Source organism: Rubellimicrobium rubrum (assembly GCF_006152115.1).
Taxonomy (GTDB): Bacteria; Pseudomonadota; Alphaproteobacteria; order Rhodobacterales; family Rhodobacteraceae; genus Rubellimicrobium; species Rubellimicrobium rubrum.
In genome coordinates this window covers 36580-52002 of record NZ_VDFU01000028.1, presented here as the reverse complement: position 1 = coordinate 52002, position 15423 = coordinate 36580, and the positions used below count along the sequence as shown (strand labels likewise).

General features: G+C 67.6%; 17 protein-coding genes. 6 read left to right on the top strand and 11 right to left on the bottom strand.

What is annotated here, in order from left to right:
• Together FHG66_RS17400 and FHG66_RS17395 are read right to left on the bottom strand one after the other, a co-directional pair.
• A partial coding sequence (locus FHG66_RS17400) for a MarR family transcriptional regulator (protein ID WP_139078315.1) occupies positions 1–218 on the bottom strand: 218 nt, incomplete at its 3' end.
• A 113-nt stretch (positions 219–331) separates the two neighbouring features.
• Positions 332–604, bottom strand: coding sequence for a succinate dehydrogenase assembly factor 2 (locus FHG66_RS17395; RefSeq protein WP_139078314.1), 273 nt, complete (start codon positions 602–604; stop codon positions 332–334).
• 79 nt (positions 605–683) lie between these two features.
• Between FHG66_RS17395 and FHG66_RS17390 the strand changes: the two genes are divergently transcribed.
• On the top strand, positions 684–1886 hold the full coding sequence (locus tag FHG66_RS17390) for a pyridoxal phosphate-dependent aminotransferase (protein WP_139078313.1): 1203 nt from the start codon (positions 684–686) through the stop codon (positions 1884–1886).
• Between the two features lies 1 nt (position 1887).
• Here the strand turns inward: FHG66_RS17390 and FHG66_RS17385 are convergent, their stop codons facing one another.
• The 4 genes from FHG66_RS17385 to FHG66_RS17370 form a co-directional block, all read right to left on the bottom strand.
• A complete protein-coding gene (locus FHG66_RS17385) occupies positions 1888–2493 on the bottom strand; it encodes a DedA family protein (RefSeq protein WP_139078312.1) in 606 nt (201 codons plus the stop codon).
• Positions 2494–3879 (bottom strand): MATE family efflux transporter, encoded by a 1386-nt coding sequence (locus FHG66_RS17380; RefSeq protein ID WP_139078311.1) that lies wholly within the window; start codon positions 3877–3879, stop codon positions 2494–2496.
• 138 nt (positions 3880–4017) lie between these two features.
• A complete protein-coding gene (locus tag FHG66_RS17375) occupies positions 4018–4983 on the bottom strand; it encodes an isopenicillin N synthase family dioxygenase (RefSeq protein ID WP_246082666.1) in 966 nt (321 codons plus the stop codon).
• Positions 4980–5858 carry an NAD-dependent epimerase/dehydratase family protein gene (locus tag FHG66_RS17370; RefSeq protein WP_139078310.1) on the bottom strand — a complete coding sequence of 293 codons (879 nt, stop codon included), beginning with the start codon at positions 5856–5858 and terminating at the stop codon, positions 4980–4982. Before FHG66_RS17370 ends, FHG66_RS17375 begins: the two co-directional genes overlap by 4 nt.
• Before the next feature lie 106 nt (positions 5859–5964).
• Here FHG66_RS17370 and FHG66_RS17365 point away from each other — a divergent pair, with 106 nt between their 5' ends.
• Positions 5965–6630, top strand: a complete 666-nt coding sequence (locus FHG66_RS17365) for a glutathione S-transferase family protein (RefSeq protein WP_139078309.1) — start codon at positions 5965–5967, stop codon at positions 6628–6630.
• 81 nt (positions 6631–6711) lie between these two features.
• Entirely contained in the window at positions 6712–8664 is a 1953-nt protein-coding gene (parE, locus tag FHG66_RS17360; RefSeq protein ID WP_139078324.1) for a DNA topoisomerase IV subunit B, read from the top strand.
• Positions 8665–8701: 37 nt separating this feature from the next.
• Here parE and FHG66_RS17355 read toward each other — a convergent pair whose 3' ends face one another.
• Positions 8702–9844: an acyl-CoA dehydrogenase family protein gene (locus FHG66_RS17355; protein WP_139078308.1), complete on the bottom strand. Its 1143-nt coding sequence runs from the start codon at positions 9842–9844 to the stop codon at positions 8702–8704.
• A 122-nt stretch (positions 9845–9966) separates the two neighbouring features.
• Here FHG66_RS17355 and FHG66_RS17350 point away from each other — a divergent pair, with 122 nt between their 5' ends.
• Both FHG66_RS17350 and FHG66_RS17345 read left to right on the top strand, forming a co-directional pair.
• A complete protein-coding gene (locus tag FHG66_RS17350) occupies positions 9967–10662 on the top strand; it encodes a winged helix-turn-helix transcriptional regulator (protein ID WP_246082665.1) in 696 nt (231 codons plus the stop codon).
• A 46-nt stretch (positions 10663–10708) separates the two neighbouring features.
• The gene (locus FHG66_RS17345) at positions 10709–11410 is read left to right on the top strand and encodes a hypothetical protein (RefSeq protein WP_139078307.1); all 702 of its coding nucleotides are present in this window, start codon (positions 10709–10711) and stop codon (positions 11408–11410) included.
• Between the two features lie 17 nt (positions 11411–11427).
• Here FHG66_RS17345 and FHG66_RS17340 read toward each other — a convergent pair whose 3' ends face one another.
• From FHG66_RS17340 to FHG66_RS17330, 3 genes are read right to left on the bottom strand one after another with little or no spacing between them, the layout of a single operon-like run.
• Entirely contained in the window at positions 11428–11829 is a 402-nt protein-coding gene (locus FHG66_RS17340; protein ID WP_139078306.1) for a c-type cytochrome, read from the bottom strand.
• Between the two features lie 51 nt (positions 11830–11880).
• Positions 11881–12573, bottom strand: coding sequence for an ABC transporter ATP-binding protein (locus FHG66_RS17335; protein ID WP_139078305.1), 693 nt, complete (start codon positions 12571–12573; stop codon positions 11881–11883).
• Positions 12566–13852, bottom strand: a complete 1287-nt coding sequence (locus tag FHG66_RS17330; RefSeq protein WP_139078304.1) for a lipoprotein-releasing ABC transporter permease subunit — start codon at positions 13850–13852, stop codon at positions 12566–12568. Before FHG66_RS17330 ends, FHG66_RS17335 begins: the two co-directional genes overlap by 8 nt.
• A 124-nt stretch (positions 13853–13976) precedes the next feature.
• Between FHG66_RS17330 and FHG66_RS17325 the strand changes: the two genes are divergently transcribed.
• Positions 13977–14615, top strand: a complete 639-nt coding sequence (locus FHG66_RS17325; protein WP_139078303.1) for a Rho termination factor N-terminal domain-containing protein — start codon at positions 13977–13979, stop codon at positions 14613–14615.
• A gap of 3 nt (positions 14616–14618) precedes the next feature.
• Here FHG66_RS17325 and FHG66_RS17320 read toward each other — a convergent pair whose 3' ends face one another.
• On the bottom strand, positions 14619–15329 hold the full coding sequence (locus FHG66_RS17320; RefSeq protein WP_139078302.1) for a ThuA domain-containing protein: 711 nt from the start codon (positions 15327–15329) through the stop codon (positions 14619–14621).
• Between the last annotated feature and the right edge of the window lie 94 nt (positions 15330–15423).

Sequence of the window (15423 nt, the reverse complement as noted above, 5' to 3'; positions counted from 1 at the left end):
AGTTCCCCGGCCGTGACCTCGTTGTCGCCGATGTTGAACAGCAAGAGGGCCTGGACGGGGTTCACGTCCAATATGTTCAGCCTCTCGAACTCGTCCTTGATGACATCGAGCAGAAGGCGATGAAGTCGTTCCACCAGCGTCAGCGCATCGAGATAGCTGCGCATGAACGCGGCATCCCGGGCCGGGAGGATGGAATCGACGGGTGTCCGGACATTCATGTCGGTTCTCCGTTGTGGCGCATTTGCGGCAAGGTGCCAGAAAAATTGCCAAGAACGGGTTAAGGCCGTTCCACGAAGGTTCTAAAGACGCCGACAAGTTACAGAAAAGCCGATCATTCCGGCCGGGTGAGACCCACGGCGGTTGCCCGGATGCGTGCAATCAGCGCGTCGTAGCGGGCGGGCGTGGGGATGGCTCCGCTGATCCAGGCCAGCAGGTCATGGTCGTTCTCAGCCAGCATTGCCTCGTAGAGGTCGAGCGTGTCGGGCGGGAGGCCCGTAAGCTCCCTGTCGGCGAAGTCGCGAAGGATCAGGTCCATCTCGCGGATGCCGCGCCACATGGAGCGGGTCTTCAGGCGGCCCAGGCGGGCTTCGCGGGTTTCCGTCATGGATCGCCTCCCTTGGTGCTTGTGAGCGACGCGGGCGGGGCGTAAGGCCGGATTGTCCCCTTGCGCCCGAGAGACCCCCATGGCCTTCCTGTCCACGACGCTCGACCGCGTCAAGCCGTCCCCGACCATCGCGGTCACGACCCGTGCCCAGGAGTTGCAGGCCATGGGCCGCGACGTGATCGGGCTCGGGGCCGGAGAGCCCGACTTCGACACGCCCGCCAATATCCAGGAGGCCGGCATTCGCGCCATCCGCGAGGGAAAGACCCGCTACACGGCGGTGGATGGCATCCCCGAGTTGAAGCGCGCGATCTGCCAGAAGTTCGACCGGGAGAACGGCCTGGTCTACCAGCCCAGCCAGGTGACGGTCGGCACCGGGGGCAAGCAGGTGCTCTACAACGCGCTGATGGCGACACTGAACCCCGGCGACGAGGTCATCATCCCTGCGCCCTACTGGGTCAGCTATCCCGACATGGTGCTGCTGGCGGGCGGGCAGCCGGTCTTTGTCGCGGCGGGACCCGAGGCCGGGTTCAAGATCAGCCCCGAGCAGCTCGAGGCGGCGATCACGCCGCGTACCAAGTGGCTGATCTTCAACTCGCCATCGAATCCGACAGGGGCGGGTTACACGGCAGCCGAGATCAAGGGCCTGACGCATGTTCTCATGCGGCATCCCCAGGTCTGGGTCATGGCCGACGACATGTACGAGCATCTCGTCTTCGACGACTTCAAGTTCGCCACCCCTGCCCAGGTGGAGCCAGGCCTTTATGAGCGGACCCTGACCGTGAACGGCGTCAGCAAGGCCTATGCCATGACGGGCTGGCGGATCGGCTATGCGGCCGGCCCCGTGCCGCTGATCCGTGCCATGGCCAAGATCCAGTCGCAGAGCACCTCGAACCCCTGCTCCATCAGCCAGTGGGCCGCCGTGGAGGCGCTGACGGGGCCGCAGGACTTCCTTGAACCGAACAGGATGCTGTTTCAGCGCCGGCGCGACCTCGTGGTGGGCATGCTGAACGAAGCCGAAGGCGTGCATTGCCCGAGGCCCGAAGGGGCGTTCTATGTCTATCCCGACATTTCGGGCTGCATCGGCAAGACGAGCCGCAGCGGCGCCCGCATCGAGACGGACGAGGACTTCGCGACCGCGCTGCTGGACGAGACGGGCGTGGCGGTCGTCTTTGGCGCGGCGTTCGGCCTGAGCCCCGCCTTCCGGGTGAGCTATGCCACCAGCGAGGCTCAGCTCCGGGAGGCCTGCTCGCGCATCCAGGACTTCTGCAAGGGCCTGAGCTGACTCAGGCCCGCCGTTTCTGGAATCCGCGCAGGACCCGGTAAAGGTAGAGCGCCACCATCGCGACGACCACGAAGGTCGAGACGGGGTTCACCCAATGCTCGACGCGTTCGTAGTTGTCCTCGAGCAGGTAGCCCGCTCCGGCGAGGATCGCGATCCAGGTGGCACTGCCCGCGGTGGTGTAGAGCAGGAACGACAGGAACGACATCTCGGACAGGCCAGCCGGCACCGAGATCAGCGTGCGCACCGTGGGAACCAAGCGGCCCAGGAACACCGCGACAGGGCCGTGGCGCTGGAACCATGCCATGGCCGTTTCCGCCTCCTCGCGCGACATGGTCAGCCAGACGCCATGCCGGTCCAGGAACCGAAGGAAGCGATCGCGCCCCCAGGCCCGGGCGAGGCCGTACCAGAGCAGCGTCCCCACCGTCGATCCCAGGGCGGCCACGATCAGCAGCCCGAACAGGCTGAAGCTGCCCTGCGCGGCCTTGAACCCGGCCAGCGGAACGATCAGCTCGGACGGGATCGGGGGGAAGACGTTCTCGAGGATCATGAGGAGGCCTACGGCCAGCAGGCCCCCCTGCTCGATCCAGCCGATGATGAAGTCGAACATTTACGCGTGCAGTCCTGACAAGGGGCGCGAGGCCCGGCGCCAGAACCGTGCCATGAGCAGCGCCGACGCCGCAATGAGCGAGGTGACGAGGCCGACCCAAACGCCGACCTCTTGCCAGCCCAGCACGAAGCCCAGGACATAGCCCACCGGCAGGCCGAACACCCAATAGCTGAGCGCCGCGAGGACCATGGGCACGGTCGTGTCCTGAAGGCCGCGAAGGAGGCCGATGGCCAGCACCTGGGCCCCGTCGAAAAGCTGGAAGACGGCTGCAAGCGCAAGGAGCGTCACGCCCACGGCGATCACCTGAGGCCGCTTGGGGTCGGACGGGTCGACGAAGACAGCCATGAGCTGTTCGGGGAACAGCAGGAAGACCACGCTGGCCAGCAGCGCGAAGAAGGCGGACAACCCGATCCCCACGAGGCCCCCCTGCACCATGCCCTCACGGTCGCCGCGCCCGAGCGCCTGGCCCGTGCGGACGGTCACCGCCTGGGACAGGCCGAGGTGGATCATGAAGGTGGCCGAGGCCATCTGGAGCGCAACGCCGTGGGCCGCAAGCTGCACCTCCCCTACCCAGCCCACCATGATGGCGGAGCCGGCAAAGAGCCCGACCTCGGCCAAGAGTTGGCCGCCGATGGGCCAACCCAGGCGGAAGACGCGACCCATCGCCGACCAGTCGGGGCGCCAGAACCGGGTCAGCAGGCCATACTGCGGCAGCCGTATCAGGGCATAGCCGAGCAAGAGCGCGGCCGAGAGCGTTTGCGTGGCCAGTGCGGCCCAGGCGGCGCCCTCGATCCCCATCTCGGGCATCCCCCAGACACCGAAGATCAGCGCATAACCCCAGACCGCGTTGAGCACCGCTGCCCCGATGGTCGAGATGAGGAGCACGGAGGGCCGTTCCAGCGCGGTGAGGAACGAGCGCAGCACCATGCCGATCAGCACCGGGATGATGCCCCAGCCCGCGATCTCGAGATACCGCCCGGCCAGACGCGCCACCTCGGGCTCCTGCCCCAGGGCGGCGAAGATGCGTCCCGAGGGCAGCAGGATCGCCAGCGACACGGCGGCATAGGCCAGCGACAGCCAGAGGCCCATCCGTGTCACACGCCGCACCTCGCGCACGTCGCCTTCCTGGGCGGCCTTGGCTGCGAGCGGCATCACCGCCCCGGCAAAGCCCGAGCCCATGAGCATGATGATGAACCAGAGCGACCCGGCCAGAACGATGCCCGCCAGCGCGGTCACGTCGTACCACCCCAGCAGCACCGTATCGGTGAGCTGGATCGCAAAACCCGCGAGATTCGAGCCGATCAGCGGCACCGCGAGCGCGAGAAGGCCACGCACATGGCCGGACCAGCCCGTCTGGGCGGGGGAAAGGGCTGCTGCTTGGGTCATGGCGGCGCACTTAGGCTGGAACGACCTTAGGGTCCAGCGGCACGATCACGGATTGTTCAGTTTGGCGCGGATTCGCGCGTCGTGGAAACCTTCGAGCCGCCCTTCCGCAGTTGTTTGGTGCGCGCCTGAACAGGCCGGTTAGGTCCCGGTCGCCGTGAACTTGGCCCGGAGGTAGGGACCCGAGCGGACGGGCGCGTAGGCGTCGGAGCCGTCGAGGGGGACGATCTCGGCCTCCCAGTCCGGCTGATGGAAGAAGGCGAGGCTCTGGCGTGCGGGCTGGCCGGGGATGGCCACGACGCGGTGGAGCGTGGACACCCAGCGGTCGGCGGTCCAGCGGGCCATCAGGTCGCCGATGTTGACCACGAAGGTTCCGGGTGGGGCCGCGACCTCGGTCCATTGGCCGCTGTATGGATCGCGGATCTCCAACCCCCGCGACCCAGGCTGGGGCCGCAGGATCGTCAGGGAGCCGTAGTCCGTGTGCGCCCCGGCGCGCTGCTGCCCCGGAAGAGCAGCCTCTGGCATGGCCGGGTAGTGGAGCGCGCGAAGGGCCGAGACGGGTGCGCGGAGGTAGGAGTCGAAGAAGGACTCGGGCAGGTTCAGCGCCACCCCCATCGCTCGCATGACGCGCGCGGCGAGGTCTTCGAGGGCGCGATAATAGGCTTCCCATGCCTCCCGAAAGCCGGGCAGGTCGGGCCAGAGCGTCGGCGCGTAGCAGAAGGCGTAGGCATCGGGATCGGCGATGCCTTCGGGACGCGTCAGGGGACCGCCGTTGAACGACTCCTTGAGATCGGGGGGCGTGTCCTCGCCCTTGGACCGAGCGAGCGCCTCGCGGTTGGGGCCCAGCCAGCCATAGGGATAGCCGGGATACGGGGCGGAAACCTGGGCCTTCTCCTCGGGCGGGAGGGCGAAGAAGCGCCGAGCGGCTTCCCAGACTCCTTGGACAGTCGCCTCGGGCACCCCATGCCCCGAAAGGACGAGGAACCCGGTTTCACGGCAGATGCGGTCAAGCTCCCGCGCCCTGCCCTCCCGGTCGGCGCCGGTCGCGCCCTCGAACGCCGCAAGGTCGAAGGCCCGGATCAAGGGGGCGGCTGCGACGTTGCTCACGGCAGGTCACGCCAGCCGTGCGAGGGAGCATAGTTCAGCAGGCGCTTGGCCTTGTCGGAGCTGTAGAAGGTCTCGAACTCGCCCAAGGGCCGCTTGAGCGGGATGCCCTTGTAGAAGCGCTCGATCACCTCGGCCGACGGAGTGCCCACCGAAGAATCGTCGTTCGAGACATTGAAGACCTGATAGCCCAGCCCGTCCGTCCGCAGGCAACGATCCACCATGTGGCCCAGGTCGCGCGCGTCTATATAGGCGAAGATGTTGCGGCGGCGGACCTCGGGCGTCTCGCGCCAGGTCTTGGCGTATTGCAGGTATTCGTGCGGCTCGATGACGTTGTTGATCCGCAGCGCGTAGATGTCGAGACCCGTGCGGGCCTGGAAGCTGCGGGCCGTCGCCTCGTTGCAGACCTTGGACATGGCGTAGCTGTCCTGGGGCACCGTGGGGTGCTCCTCGTCCACGGGGATGTAGTCGGGGCGCACCTCGCCATCGGCGAAGCAGACGCCGTAGGTGGTCTCGCTGGAAGCGACGATGATCTTGCGGATGCCGAGCTTGGTCGCGGCATCGAGGACGTTGTAGGTGGACAGGACATTGACGCGGTAGGTTTCGTTGTCCGCCGTCAGAAACATCGAGGGAATGGCCGCGAAGTGGACCACGGCGTCGTAGGGACCGATGGGGGCGTCAAGCTCCGCGCCCGAGGCCGGCGAGGCCATGGCGTTGAAGACCTGATGCCCGTCGGTCAGGTCCACGCGCAGGTCGGGGACGCCCGGATGGTTCAGCTTCGCAAGGTCGATGTTGGTGACCTGGTGCCCCTGCTCGACCAGATGGGCGATCGCGTGGCGACCGGCCTTTCCGGCCCCGCCGGTGAAGAAGACGCGCATGGGTGTTCCTCCTTTGCCGCGCCGGGAGTGAACCCTGCCCCGTTCCGGCTTTCAAGGCCGCGCGAGGGCGTCTAGCAAGGAGAGGTCCAGACAGGAGGACTCGTCCATGCCCGTGCTCTACGGCGCCCACCGCAGCCGCGCGACCCGCAACCTCTGGCTCGCCGGGGAGATCGGGCTCGAGCTGGAGTTGCGGCAGGTGTGGCAGGCCTACCGGCTGGACCGCGCGGACGGGCCAGAGGCCCCCCTCAACACCCGCTCGCGCGAGTTCCTGGAATTGTCGCCCATGGGGGCGATCCCGGTCCTGGTCGACGGCGACCTCGTGCTGACCGAGTCGCTGGCGATCAACCTGTATCTGGCGCGGCGCTATGGCGGCGACCTGGGTCCGCGCGACGAGGCCGAGAACGCGCTGATGACGCAGTGGACCCTGTTCGCGGCCACCTCCATGGAGGAGCCGGGGCTCGCGATCCAGAACGCCTACACCTATGGCCGCGCCGATACCGAGGCCGGGCAATCCGAGATCGCCCACATGGTCGAGCGGCTGGGACGCCCTCTCCGGGCCCTTGAGCGGCACCTGTCGCGCGAGCGTCACATGGTGGGCGGGCGGTTCACCGTCGCCGATGTGAACCTTGCGGAGATCCTGCGGTACGGGCAGGCCCACGAGCCTCTGCTGGCGGACTACCCATCCACGGATGCCTGGCTGCGCGCCTGCCAGGCCCGTCCGGCCTTCAAGGCCATGTGGGAGAAGCGGTCCGCCGAGCCCATGTGGCTTTGATGTGCCCTGCGTCACCCTGAAACGTTGCGGAAAGGCTGGAAAATGACTAGCTGGGAAGAACACAACGAGAACGCCCTAGCCATGCCCGACGATCTGCTGAACGTGACCGAAACCTACGACGCATCCTCCATCGAGGTGTTGGAGGGGCTTGAGCCCGTCCGCAAGCGGCCGGGCATGTATATCGGAGGCACAGACGAGGCGGCGCTGCATCACCTCGTGGCCGAGATCCTCGACAACTCCATGGACGAGGCGGTGGCGGGTCACGCCAACCGCATCGAGGTGGAGCTGCTGGCGGACGGGTCAGTGACCATCCGAGACAACGGGCGTGGCATGCCCATTGACCCGCATCCCAAGTTCCCCGGCAAATCGGCGCTGGAGGTCATCCACTGCACGCTCCACGCGGGCGGCAAGTTCTCGGGCAAGGCCTACGAGACTTCGGGCGGCCTCCACGGCGTCGGCGCGTCGGTAGTGAACGCGCTATCGGACAGCCTTATCGTGCAGGTCGCGCGGAACAAGGTCCTTTACGAGCAGCGATTCTCGCGTGGGATTCCGCTTGGGCCATTGCAGACCCTGGGGGCCGCACCCAATCGCCGGGGGACGTCCTCGACCTTCCACCCGGACGAGGAGATCTTTGGCCACCACAAGCTGCGCCCGTCGCGCATGTTCAAGATGGTGCGGTCCAAGGCCTACCTGTTCTCGGGCGTGGAGATTCGCTGGAAGTCCGAGATCGAGGACGGCGACACGCCCGCCGAGGCGGTGTTCCGCTTTCCGGGCGGGCTGGCCGACTACCTGACCGAGACGCTGGGAGCCGCCAGCACCTATGCCGACAAGCCGTTCGCGGGCACGGTCTCGTTCCCCGAGAAGTTCGGCGTTCCGGGCAAGGTCGAGTGGGCGATCAACTGGACCCCGGCGCGTGACGGGTTCCTGCAATCCTACTGCAACACCATCCCGACCCCCGAGGGCGGCACGCACGAGACCGGGTTCTGGACCGCAATTCTCAAAGGCCTCAAGGCCTACGGCGAGCTGGCGAAGAACCGGAAGGCCGCGGATATCACCCGCGAGGACCTGCTGACAGGCGGCTGCGCGCTGGTGTCCTGCTTCATCCGCGAGCCGGAGTTCGTGGGCCAGACCAAGGACCGCCTGGCGACCGCCGACGCCGCGCGCTTGGTCGAAGGCGCCGTGCGCGATCACTTCGACCACTGGCTGGCCGCCAACACGAAAAGCGCGGGGGCGATCCTCGACTTCCTGGTTCTACGGGCCGAGGAGCGCATCCGCAGGCGGCAGGAGAAGGAAACGGCGCGCAAGTCGGCCACACGCAAGCTGCGGCTGCCCGGCAAGCTCGTGGACTGCTCGGCCACGAACCGGCAAGGGACGGAATTGTTCATCGTCGAGGGCGACTCGGCGGGCGGATCGGCCAAGATGGCGCGGGACCGGCGAACCCAGGCGTTGCTGCCGCTGCGGGGCAAGATCCTGAACGTTCTGGGGGCAGCTTCCTCCAAGCTGGGAAGCAACCAGGAGATCGCCGACCTGTCGCAGGCTCTGGGCGTGTCGCTGGGCTCCAAGTTCAACGTGGACGACCTGCGCTACGAGAAGATCATCATCATGACCGACGCCGACGTGGACGGGGCTCACATCGCCTCGCTGCTGATGACGTTCTTCTTCACGCAGATGCGCCCGATGATCGACAAAGGGCACCTGTATCTGGCCTGCCCGCCGCTTTACCGGCTGACGCAGGGGACGAAGCGGCTTTACGTGGCCGACGACGCCGAAAAGGCAAAGTGGATGGCCAAGGGCATCGGCGGCAAGGGCAAGATCGACGTTCAGCGCTTCAAGGGCTTGGGCGAGATGGACGCCAAGGACCTCAAGGACACCACCATGGACCCTGCGACCCGGCGGCTGATCCGGGTGAGCCTGCAGGACGACGAGCCCGGCGAGACCGAGGATCTGGTCGAGCGGCTGATGGGCAAGAAGCCGGAGATGCGGTTCCAGTTCATCCAGGAGAACGCACGCTTCGTCGAAGAACTGGACGTGTGAGATGGAGGGGGCGCCGCAGTGCCCCCACCACCCGCCATCAGTACACCCGTTCGACCTCCATCCCTAGTGCCATCCGTCCGGCATACTCTGCCTGAGGCCCAGCCTGCATCGGGTGGTAGCGAGCGCCTTGTAGGTCGCGGAACCGTCGTTCCAGCCCGTTTCTGCGGTAGAAGGCCGCCCCACCAGCCGCCTCCATCGCCAACTCGCCCGCCGCGAGGGCGTGACGTGCGACCAGCGTCCTGCCCATCATTACCCGGTTGACGCTGTCGGCCGCTGGCGCGTTCTCGGCGATGACATCGAGCATGCCCTGAAGCGCGAGGCGAGCGCCCATGAGTTCAGTGTCCATCCGGCCGACAAGGGCGATCGTGTGGGCGTTGGGGTGGCGCTTGGCGAGCACCACGGCGGCGTCGCGGGCCCCCTCGGCCACACCGACATAGGCCGAATAGATGATCGGCACCGCGATGGTGGCGATGACCTGGAAGACCGGGTGCCACTGGCCAGCCGGGCGACGGAGCGAGACGCCAGCCTCGGGCACCACATGACCGTCGATCAGCACGTCCTGCGAGCCGGTCCCTCGCATGCCCAACGTATGCCAGGTGTCCTCCAGCCGGACATGGGGCGACCGGAGCGGCACGGCGAAATGCAGCACCTGATCCCCGCCGTCCCCGTCCCTGAGCACCGCCATGGTCATCATGAGGTCGCCTACAGGAGCCGAGGAGGAAAAGACCTTGCGGGCCTGGATGCGGTAGCCGCCCTCCACGGGAATGGCGTCGCCGCCGCCGCCGACCCAGTCGGAGCCACCGGTGGATACGAGGACCAGCTTCTCGGCGGCGATGCGCCTGAGAAGAGGCTCGACGGCGCCAACGCCCTGGTGCCGCCAGCGCCAGGCCGGGATCGCGACCTGGTGGGTGTGCATGGCCAAGGCAAGGGCCGTCGATCCGCAATGCCGCGCGAGGGTGCGCAGCATCAGCGACAGTTCAGGAATGTCCGCGCCGCCGCCGCCCAGTTCGGCTGGCACGCCCGCTTCCAGAAAGCCCGCAGCCTTGAGGTCCGCGAAGTTCTCGGCGGCGAAGGTGTCGGTGTCATCAAGAGCCTGGGCACGGTCTTCAAAGGCCGATCCCAGGATCTTGGCCTTCTCGGCCAGGGTGGTTGGGGTGGAAATGGCGTCAAGAACGGTCATGGAAACCTCCGGTTCAAATGCCGGAAAGTGTCTGCCCAAGGCGCGAATCGATCCAGTCATGAATCTGTACTGGACCGAGGATGGTCTCGGGCGCATCATCCAAGCAGATGCGGAGGCCCCTGATGAGCTCCTCCTATGGCCAGTTCTGTCCGGTCTCGATGGCGGCGGAGGTGGTCTGCTCGCGCTGGACCATGCTCGTCGTGCGCGAGCTTCTTTGCGGCTCCACCCGGTTCAACGACTTGCGGCGCGGGGTGCCGCGCATGTCGCCCGCGCTCCTGTCCAAACGGCTCAAGGAGTTGGAGCAAGCTGGCGTGGTCCGTACCGAGCCCACCCGTCAGCCGGGCGTGAACGACTACCGGTTGACCCAGGCAGGGGAAGAGCTGCGGCCCCTGGTTATGGGCCTGGGCACTTGGGGACAGAGGTGGGTCGAATCATCTTTGTCGCTGCGGAACCTCGATCCCACGCTGCTGATGTGGGACATGCGGCGCTGGATCGACGTCCGCGCCTTTCCGCCCGGACGCACGACGGTTCAGTTCCTGTACCCCGACGTGGATGAGAAGCGACGCCACTACTGGCTGGTGATCGAGGATGGCGAGGCGGATCGCTGTCTCATCGATCCAGGGCACGAGGTGGACCTGCACGTGCGCAGCCCGCTCCGCACGATGACGGCGATCTGGATGGGTTACACCACCCTTCGGGCCGAGATTGCTGCGGGCGTAGTCGAGGTGGACGGGCCGCCTGCCCTACGGAGCTCCATGTCGTCGTGGCTTGGGTTGTCGCCCTTTGCCAAGGAGGCTCGCCCCTCTTCGGTGGCCTGAGACGCGCCCTCTTGTTCCCGCTGGTTCCGCATGGCCTGATCGGGAGATGCGCCGAACCCTGCTTGCCCTTCTCCTCCTGACGGCCTGTGGCCGGCCCCTCACGCCTGGCGAGGTGGCCTTCCTGTCCGGTCTTCATGGGCCCGCTCTCGACACATCAAGGGTGCGACTCCACGACGCCCAACGGCTGAGCGCCACGCGAATTCTCCCCACGCCCCCACGGCTGACCTGTCAGGCACGGCTCTTCCCACCTCCCCAAGGCGAGACGATCCGGACGGCAACAGGGGCGATCTCCCTGTTCGAGGATATCTACGTGCGCCGCGACCTGTACCGCGACGACATGGTCGAAGGGTGGCCCGAGGTACTGCCGCTGGCGGACGCGATGCTGCTGGCGCACGAGATGGTTCATGCCTGGCAGTGGCAGAACCGGGCGCTGACGCGTTACCACCCGCTCAAGGCGGCTCTCGAGCATGCGGGTTCGGCGGACCCTTACCTTTTCGACCTCGATACCAGCACGGACTTCCTCGGCTACGGCTACGAGCAGCAGGGCTCCATCATGGAGGAATATGTCTGCTGCCGCAGCCTCGCGCCCGAGTCCGACAGGACGGAGCGGCTCCATACCATGCTGTCCGAGTACTTCCCGCTCCGGCCTCTCGACGAGCCCATGACGGAGTGGATCGCCCTGCCCTGGGACGGCGTGAAGGTCGAGGGGATCTGCGACGGAGCGCCCCTCCCCGACCGAGGCGACTGACGGACGTCAGCCCGGCCTCAGGGCTCCTGGATGCTTTCGAGATAATCGGCCAGCGCGAGCAGCCGTTCGGGCACGGGCGTTCCGACGCCGGGGGTTTCCTCGACCACGACGGTCTCGCCTAGGTCGGTCTCGCCGAACTCGGGCATAGCGGGGCTGAAATGCGCGCCGCGGGCGAAGCCGTCGATGGTGCTCATGACCCGGTCGCGCGGGAAGGTGCCCCCGTTCCGCGCCGCAATGGTCGTGAGGTCGGCGGGGCGGGGATCAAGGCCCTCGGCCATGGAGCCGGTGCCCTTGGCGTCCACGCCGTGGCACGAGGCGCAGGACTCAAGGAAGGCGTTGCGGCCCGAGACGTCCTCGTGGGGGTCGGCGGGCACGCAGGCCATGAGCGCCAGCGGCGCAAGAAGGATGAGGTGACGCATGGAGGCTCCTGCTCTGTCCCGGGTGGCGATCCTTGAGTCGCCTTGCCCCGACTATGCCGGAACCACCCGCCCCGCGTCGAGCCTCAGCACCCGGTCCATGCGCGACGCCAGGCCGAGGTTGTGCGTCGCGATGAGCGCCGCAAGGCCTGTCGAGCGCACGAGAACCATGAGCGCCTCGAACACCCGGTCAGAGGTGTCGGGATCGAGGTTGCCCGTCGGCTCGTCCGCCAGCAGCAGGCGCGGCGCATTGGCAAGCGCCCTGCAGAAGGCCACCCGCTGCTGCTCGCCCCCGGACAACTGCGCGGGTCGATGCAAGGCGCGGGGTCCGACGCCCACGCGGTCCATCAGGTCGCGGGCACGATCCTCGGCCGCCTTGCGAGGCGTGCCGTGAGCGAGTTGCGGCAGGACGATGTTCTCCAAGGCCGTGAACTCGGGCAGGAGGTGATGGAACTGATAGACGAAGCCCACGAGGTCGCGGCGGGCCAGTGTCCGCTGCCGGTCGCCCAGACGCGTCATGTCGGTCCCGTTGAGCTGAACCTGCCCTTCGTCCGGGGTGTCGAGCAGGCCCGCGATGTGCAGGAGCGTGGACTTGCCCGCCCCGGAGGGCGCGACGAGGGCCACCACCTCGCCCGGCGCGATGGCGAGGTCCACGCCGCGCAGGACCTCCACCGCGGTGGGGAGGCCCAGGTTGTAGGTCTTGCGGATGCCGCGCAGGGCGAGCGCCTGTCCGGAAGCCTCACTCATAGCGCAGCGCCTCCACAGGGTTCATGCGGGCGGCGCGGCGCGCGGGGAACAGCGTGACGACCCAGGACAGGAACAGCGACAGCGTCACGGCCGACAGCACGTCCGCCCATTCCAGCTTGGCCGGCAAGCGGTAGATGCCCCGGATCGACGGATCCCAGACGCCCCCGCCCGACAGGTAGTTCACGGCGGCGAAGATCGGGTCGATCCAGATGGCGAAGGCACAGCCCAGGATCACGCCCAGGATCGTGCCGATCGTTCCGATGGACGCCCCGCACAGGAAGAAGACGCGCAGGATCGCACCTTCCGTCAGGCCCATGGTGCGCAGGATGCCGATGTCCCGGCCCTTGTTCTTCACCAGCATGATGAGGCCGGAGATGATGTTCATGGAGGCGATCAGCACCAGCACCGACAGGATCACGAACATCACGTTGTCCTCCACGGTGAGCGCCTGGAGGAAGGCGCCCGAGGAGTCCTTCCAGGTCCAGGCCAGCGCCGTGGGCCCGGCGGCCTCCAAGATGGCGGGGACAAGGGCCTCCACGTTGTCGGGATCGGCGGTCATGACCTCGATCTCGTCCGCGACGCGCGCGCGGTTGAAGAAGGTCTGGGCCGCCTCCATGGGCAGATAGGCGCGGGTGCGGTCGATGTCGTAGCGTCCGGCGGTGAAGACGTAGACGACCTCGTAGGCCGAAACGCGAGGCGAAACGCCCATGGGCGTGCGCGCCCCGTCGGGCGAGATGATGCGAAGCCGGTCGCCGACCCCGACCCCCAGTTCACGCGCGATGCCCGAGCCGATCGCGATCCCTTCGGGGAACCGGGCGAGGTCGCCCTCCGACTCCTGGGGGGTGGCGACCCGGGGGATGCCGGCCAGATCCTCGGGCGCGATGCCGAAAACCTCGACACCCGAGTTGCGCCCCTCGAAGGTCGCCATGACTTGGCCGCGCACCAGCGGCGCGGCGCGGGTCACGCCGGGCACGGCCTCGATCCGGTCGGCCATTGCATCGGCCTCGGGGATGGTGCGGATCTCCTGCCCCTGAGGACCGATCTGGGGGGTCTGGTAGACCGTCACATGGGCGTTGGAGCCCAGGATCGTGTCCACGAACTCCTCCCGGAAGCCCGAGCGGACCGCGAGCGTCGCGATCAGCGCAAAGACGGCCAGAGTGACCCCCACAAGGCTGATCCAGGTCATCACCGACACGCCCCCTTCGGCCCGCTTGGCGCGCAGGTAGCGCCAAGCGATCATCCATTCGTAGGGCGCGAAAGGGGCGGGGCTGCGGGCCATGGGGCCTCCTCGGGGATGCGGGGCATCCTTGGGAGGCGCGCGCGGCAGGGTCAAGCCCACCACCGGTCCGAAACCCCGGTGCGCCTCGCTGCGTTCCGCAAGCGTGATCGGTTGGGAGCAGGACATGGCCGGAGCGAAGCGGACGAACCCGAAGCTATGGGAGACGGTAAAGGCCGAGGTCACGGCCGGCAACAAGGGCGGGGATCCGGGCGAGTGGTCGGCCCGCAAGGCGCAGATGGCCGTGCGCGAATACAAGAAGCGCGGCGGCGGCTACGACGACAAGGGTCCCAAGCAGGCCGACACCGACCTGCACCACTGGACCGAAGAGGATTGGGGCACCAAGTCCGGCGGCAAAAGCGACAAAACGGGCGAGCGCTACCTGCCCAAGATCGTCCGGCTCCTGCTGACCGAGGAGGAATATGCCCGGACCACGGCCAAGAAGCGGGGCGGGCGGCTTCAGTTCGTGGACCAGCCCGAGGACATCCGTGACAAGGCGGCGGCGATCCGCAAGGACGGCCCCACCCGCGCGATGCTGGACGCCCGCGCGCGGGAACTGGAGATCGAGGGACGTTCGACGATGAACGACGCCGATCTCCTTAAGGCCATCGAGGCGGCGACCGATGCCAACGGGCGCGCCAAGGCCAAGGGGTCCAGCCTGCAAGGTAGGAACAAGAGTGAGTTGATGGCGCTCGCCCGAGAGCGCGGGCTCGAGGGGCGGTCACGGATGACCAAGGACGAGCTCGCGCTGGCGCTGGGGGGCTGACGCCTACCAGTGACTACCGGGGCTTTGGAACTGGTCCACCCCTCGCCCGGCCGCGAGCGCCTTGCCCTCGGCAGCCCAGAGAAGCCCGCGTCGCAGCATCTCGAAGGGGGCGCCTTCGGCGATCACGTTCGCCTTGTGGCCGAGCGCGTTGTAGTACACGCGGCCCAGACCCCAGGCGCGGGTCCAGGCGACGGGCATCTCCACCGTGCCATTCGGGGAATGATACCAGGGCACCGTCGGGAGTTGGGTGGTGGCAAGGACGTTGTTCGCCGGGTCCACGTGCAGGTAGTACTGTTCGGTCTCGACCTCGAAGTCCGGGATGTCGCGCACCAGCGCTTCGTCGGGCCGGGTGATGCGGACCGTGTAGCGCTGCCCGTCGCCGCCCGGATGCGCGACCCACTGGCCCCCGGTGATGAACTGCCAGAGCGGGTTGCCGCGGAAGGCGTCGCACATTCCGCCATGGCAGCCCGCGATCCCGGTGCCGCGCGCCACGGCCTCGGACACGTTGGTGGCCCGCTCGCGGCTGAGTTCGCTCATGGTCCAGACCGGGACGATCAGGTCCAGGGCGCGCAGCCCTTCGGCATCGTCGAAGCAGTCGAGGGAGTCGGTCACGGTGACCTCCATCCCTTCGGCCTCCAGCATGCGCCGGAAGAGGTCGGCCACGACCTCGGGCTCGTGCCCCGGCCAGCCGCCCCAGGTGATGAGTGCTTTCATTCGTCGTCCTCCTTGCGGGGGACGGGACAGGATTCAGCCGGGCAGGTCAAGCCGAGCGGGACGGCGAGAACGCGCCGCCCCGGGTCGGTGCCGG

Excerpts from the sequence above, each read along its gene's own strand:
- FHG66_RS17355 (WP_139078308.1), bottom strand. The coding sequence starts at position 9,844 with ATGACCGTTCTTGACGCCATTTCCACCCCAACCACCCTGGCCGAGAAG.
- FHG66_RS17330 (WP_139078304.1), bottom strand. The coding sequence starts at position 13,852 with ATGGCCCGCAGCCCCGCCCCTTTCGCGCCCTACGAATGGATGATCGCT.
- FHG66_RS17385 (WP_139078312.1), bottom strand. The coding sequence starts at position 2,493 with ATGTTCGACTTCATCATCGGCTGGATCGAGCAGGGGGGCCTGCTGGCC.
- FHG66_RS17350 (WP_246082665.1), top strand. The coding sequence starts at position 9,967 with ATGAGCTCCTCCTATGGCCAGTTCTGTCCGGTCTCGATGGCGGCGGAG.
- FHG66_RS17380 (WP_139078311.1), bottom strand. The coding sequence starts at position 3,879 with ATGACCCAAGCAGCAGCCCTTTCCCCCGCCCAGACGGGCTGGTCCGGC.
- FHG66_RS17390 (WP_139078313.1), top strand. The coding sequence starts at position 684 with ATGGCCTTCCTGTCCACGACGCTCGACCGCGTCAAGCCGTCCCCGACC.
- FHG66_RS17395 (WP_139078314.1), bottom strand. The coding sequence starts at position 604 with ATGACGGAAACCCGCGAAGCCCGCCTGGGCCGCCTGAAGACCCGCTCC.
- FHG66_RS17370 (WP_139078310.1), bottom strand. The coding sequence starts at position 5,858 with ATGCGCGTCTTCTTCACCGGCGGGGCCGGAAAGGCCGGTCGCCACGCG.
- FHG66_RS17335 (WP_139078305.1), bottom strand. The coding sequence starts at position 12,573 with ATGAGTGAGGCTTCCGGACAGGCGCTCGCCCTGCGCGGCATCCGCAAG.
- FHG66_RS17365 (WP_139078309.1), top strand. The coding sequence starts at position 5,965 with ATGCCCGTGCTCTACGGCGCCCACCGCAGCCGCGCGACCCGCAACCTC.
- FHG66_RS17345 (WP_139078307.1), top strand. The coding sequence starts at position 10,709 with ATGCGCCGAACCCTGCTTGCCCTTCTCCTCCTGACGGCCTGTGGCCGG.
- FHG66_RS17325 (WP_139078303.1), top strand. The coding sequence starts at position 13,977 with ATGGCCGGAGCGAAGCGGACGAACCCGAAGCTATGGGAGACGGTAAAG.
- parE (WP_139078324.1), top strand. The coding sequence starts at position 6,712 with ATGCCCGACGATCTGCTGAACGTGACCGAAACCTACGACGCATCCTCC.
- FHG66_RS17340 (WP_139078306.1), bottom strand. The coding sequence starts at position 11,829 with ATGCGTCACCTCATCCTTCTTGCGCCGCTGGCGCTCATGGCCTGCGTG.
- FHG66_RS17320 (WP_139078302.1), bottom strand. The coding sequence starts at position 15,329 with ATGAAAGCACTCATCACCTGGGGCGGCTGGCCGGGGCACGAGCCCGAG.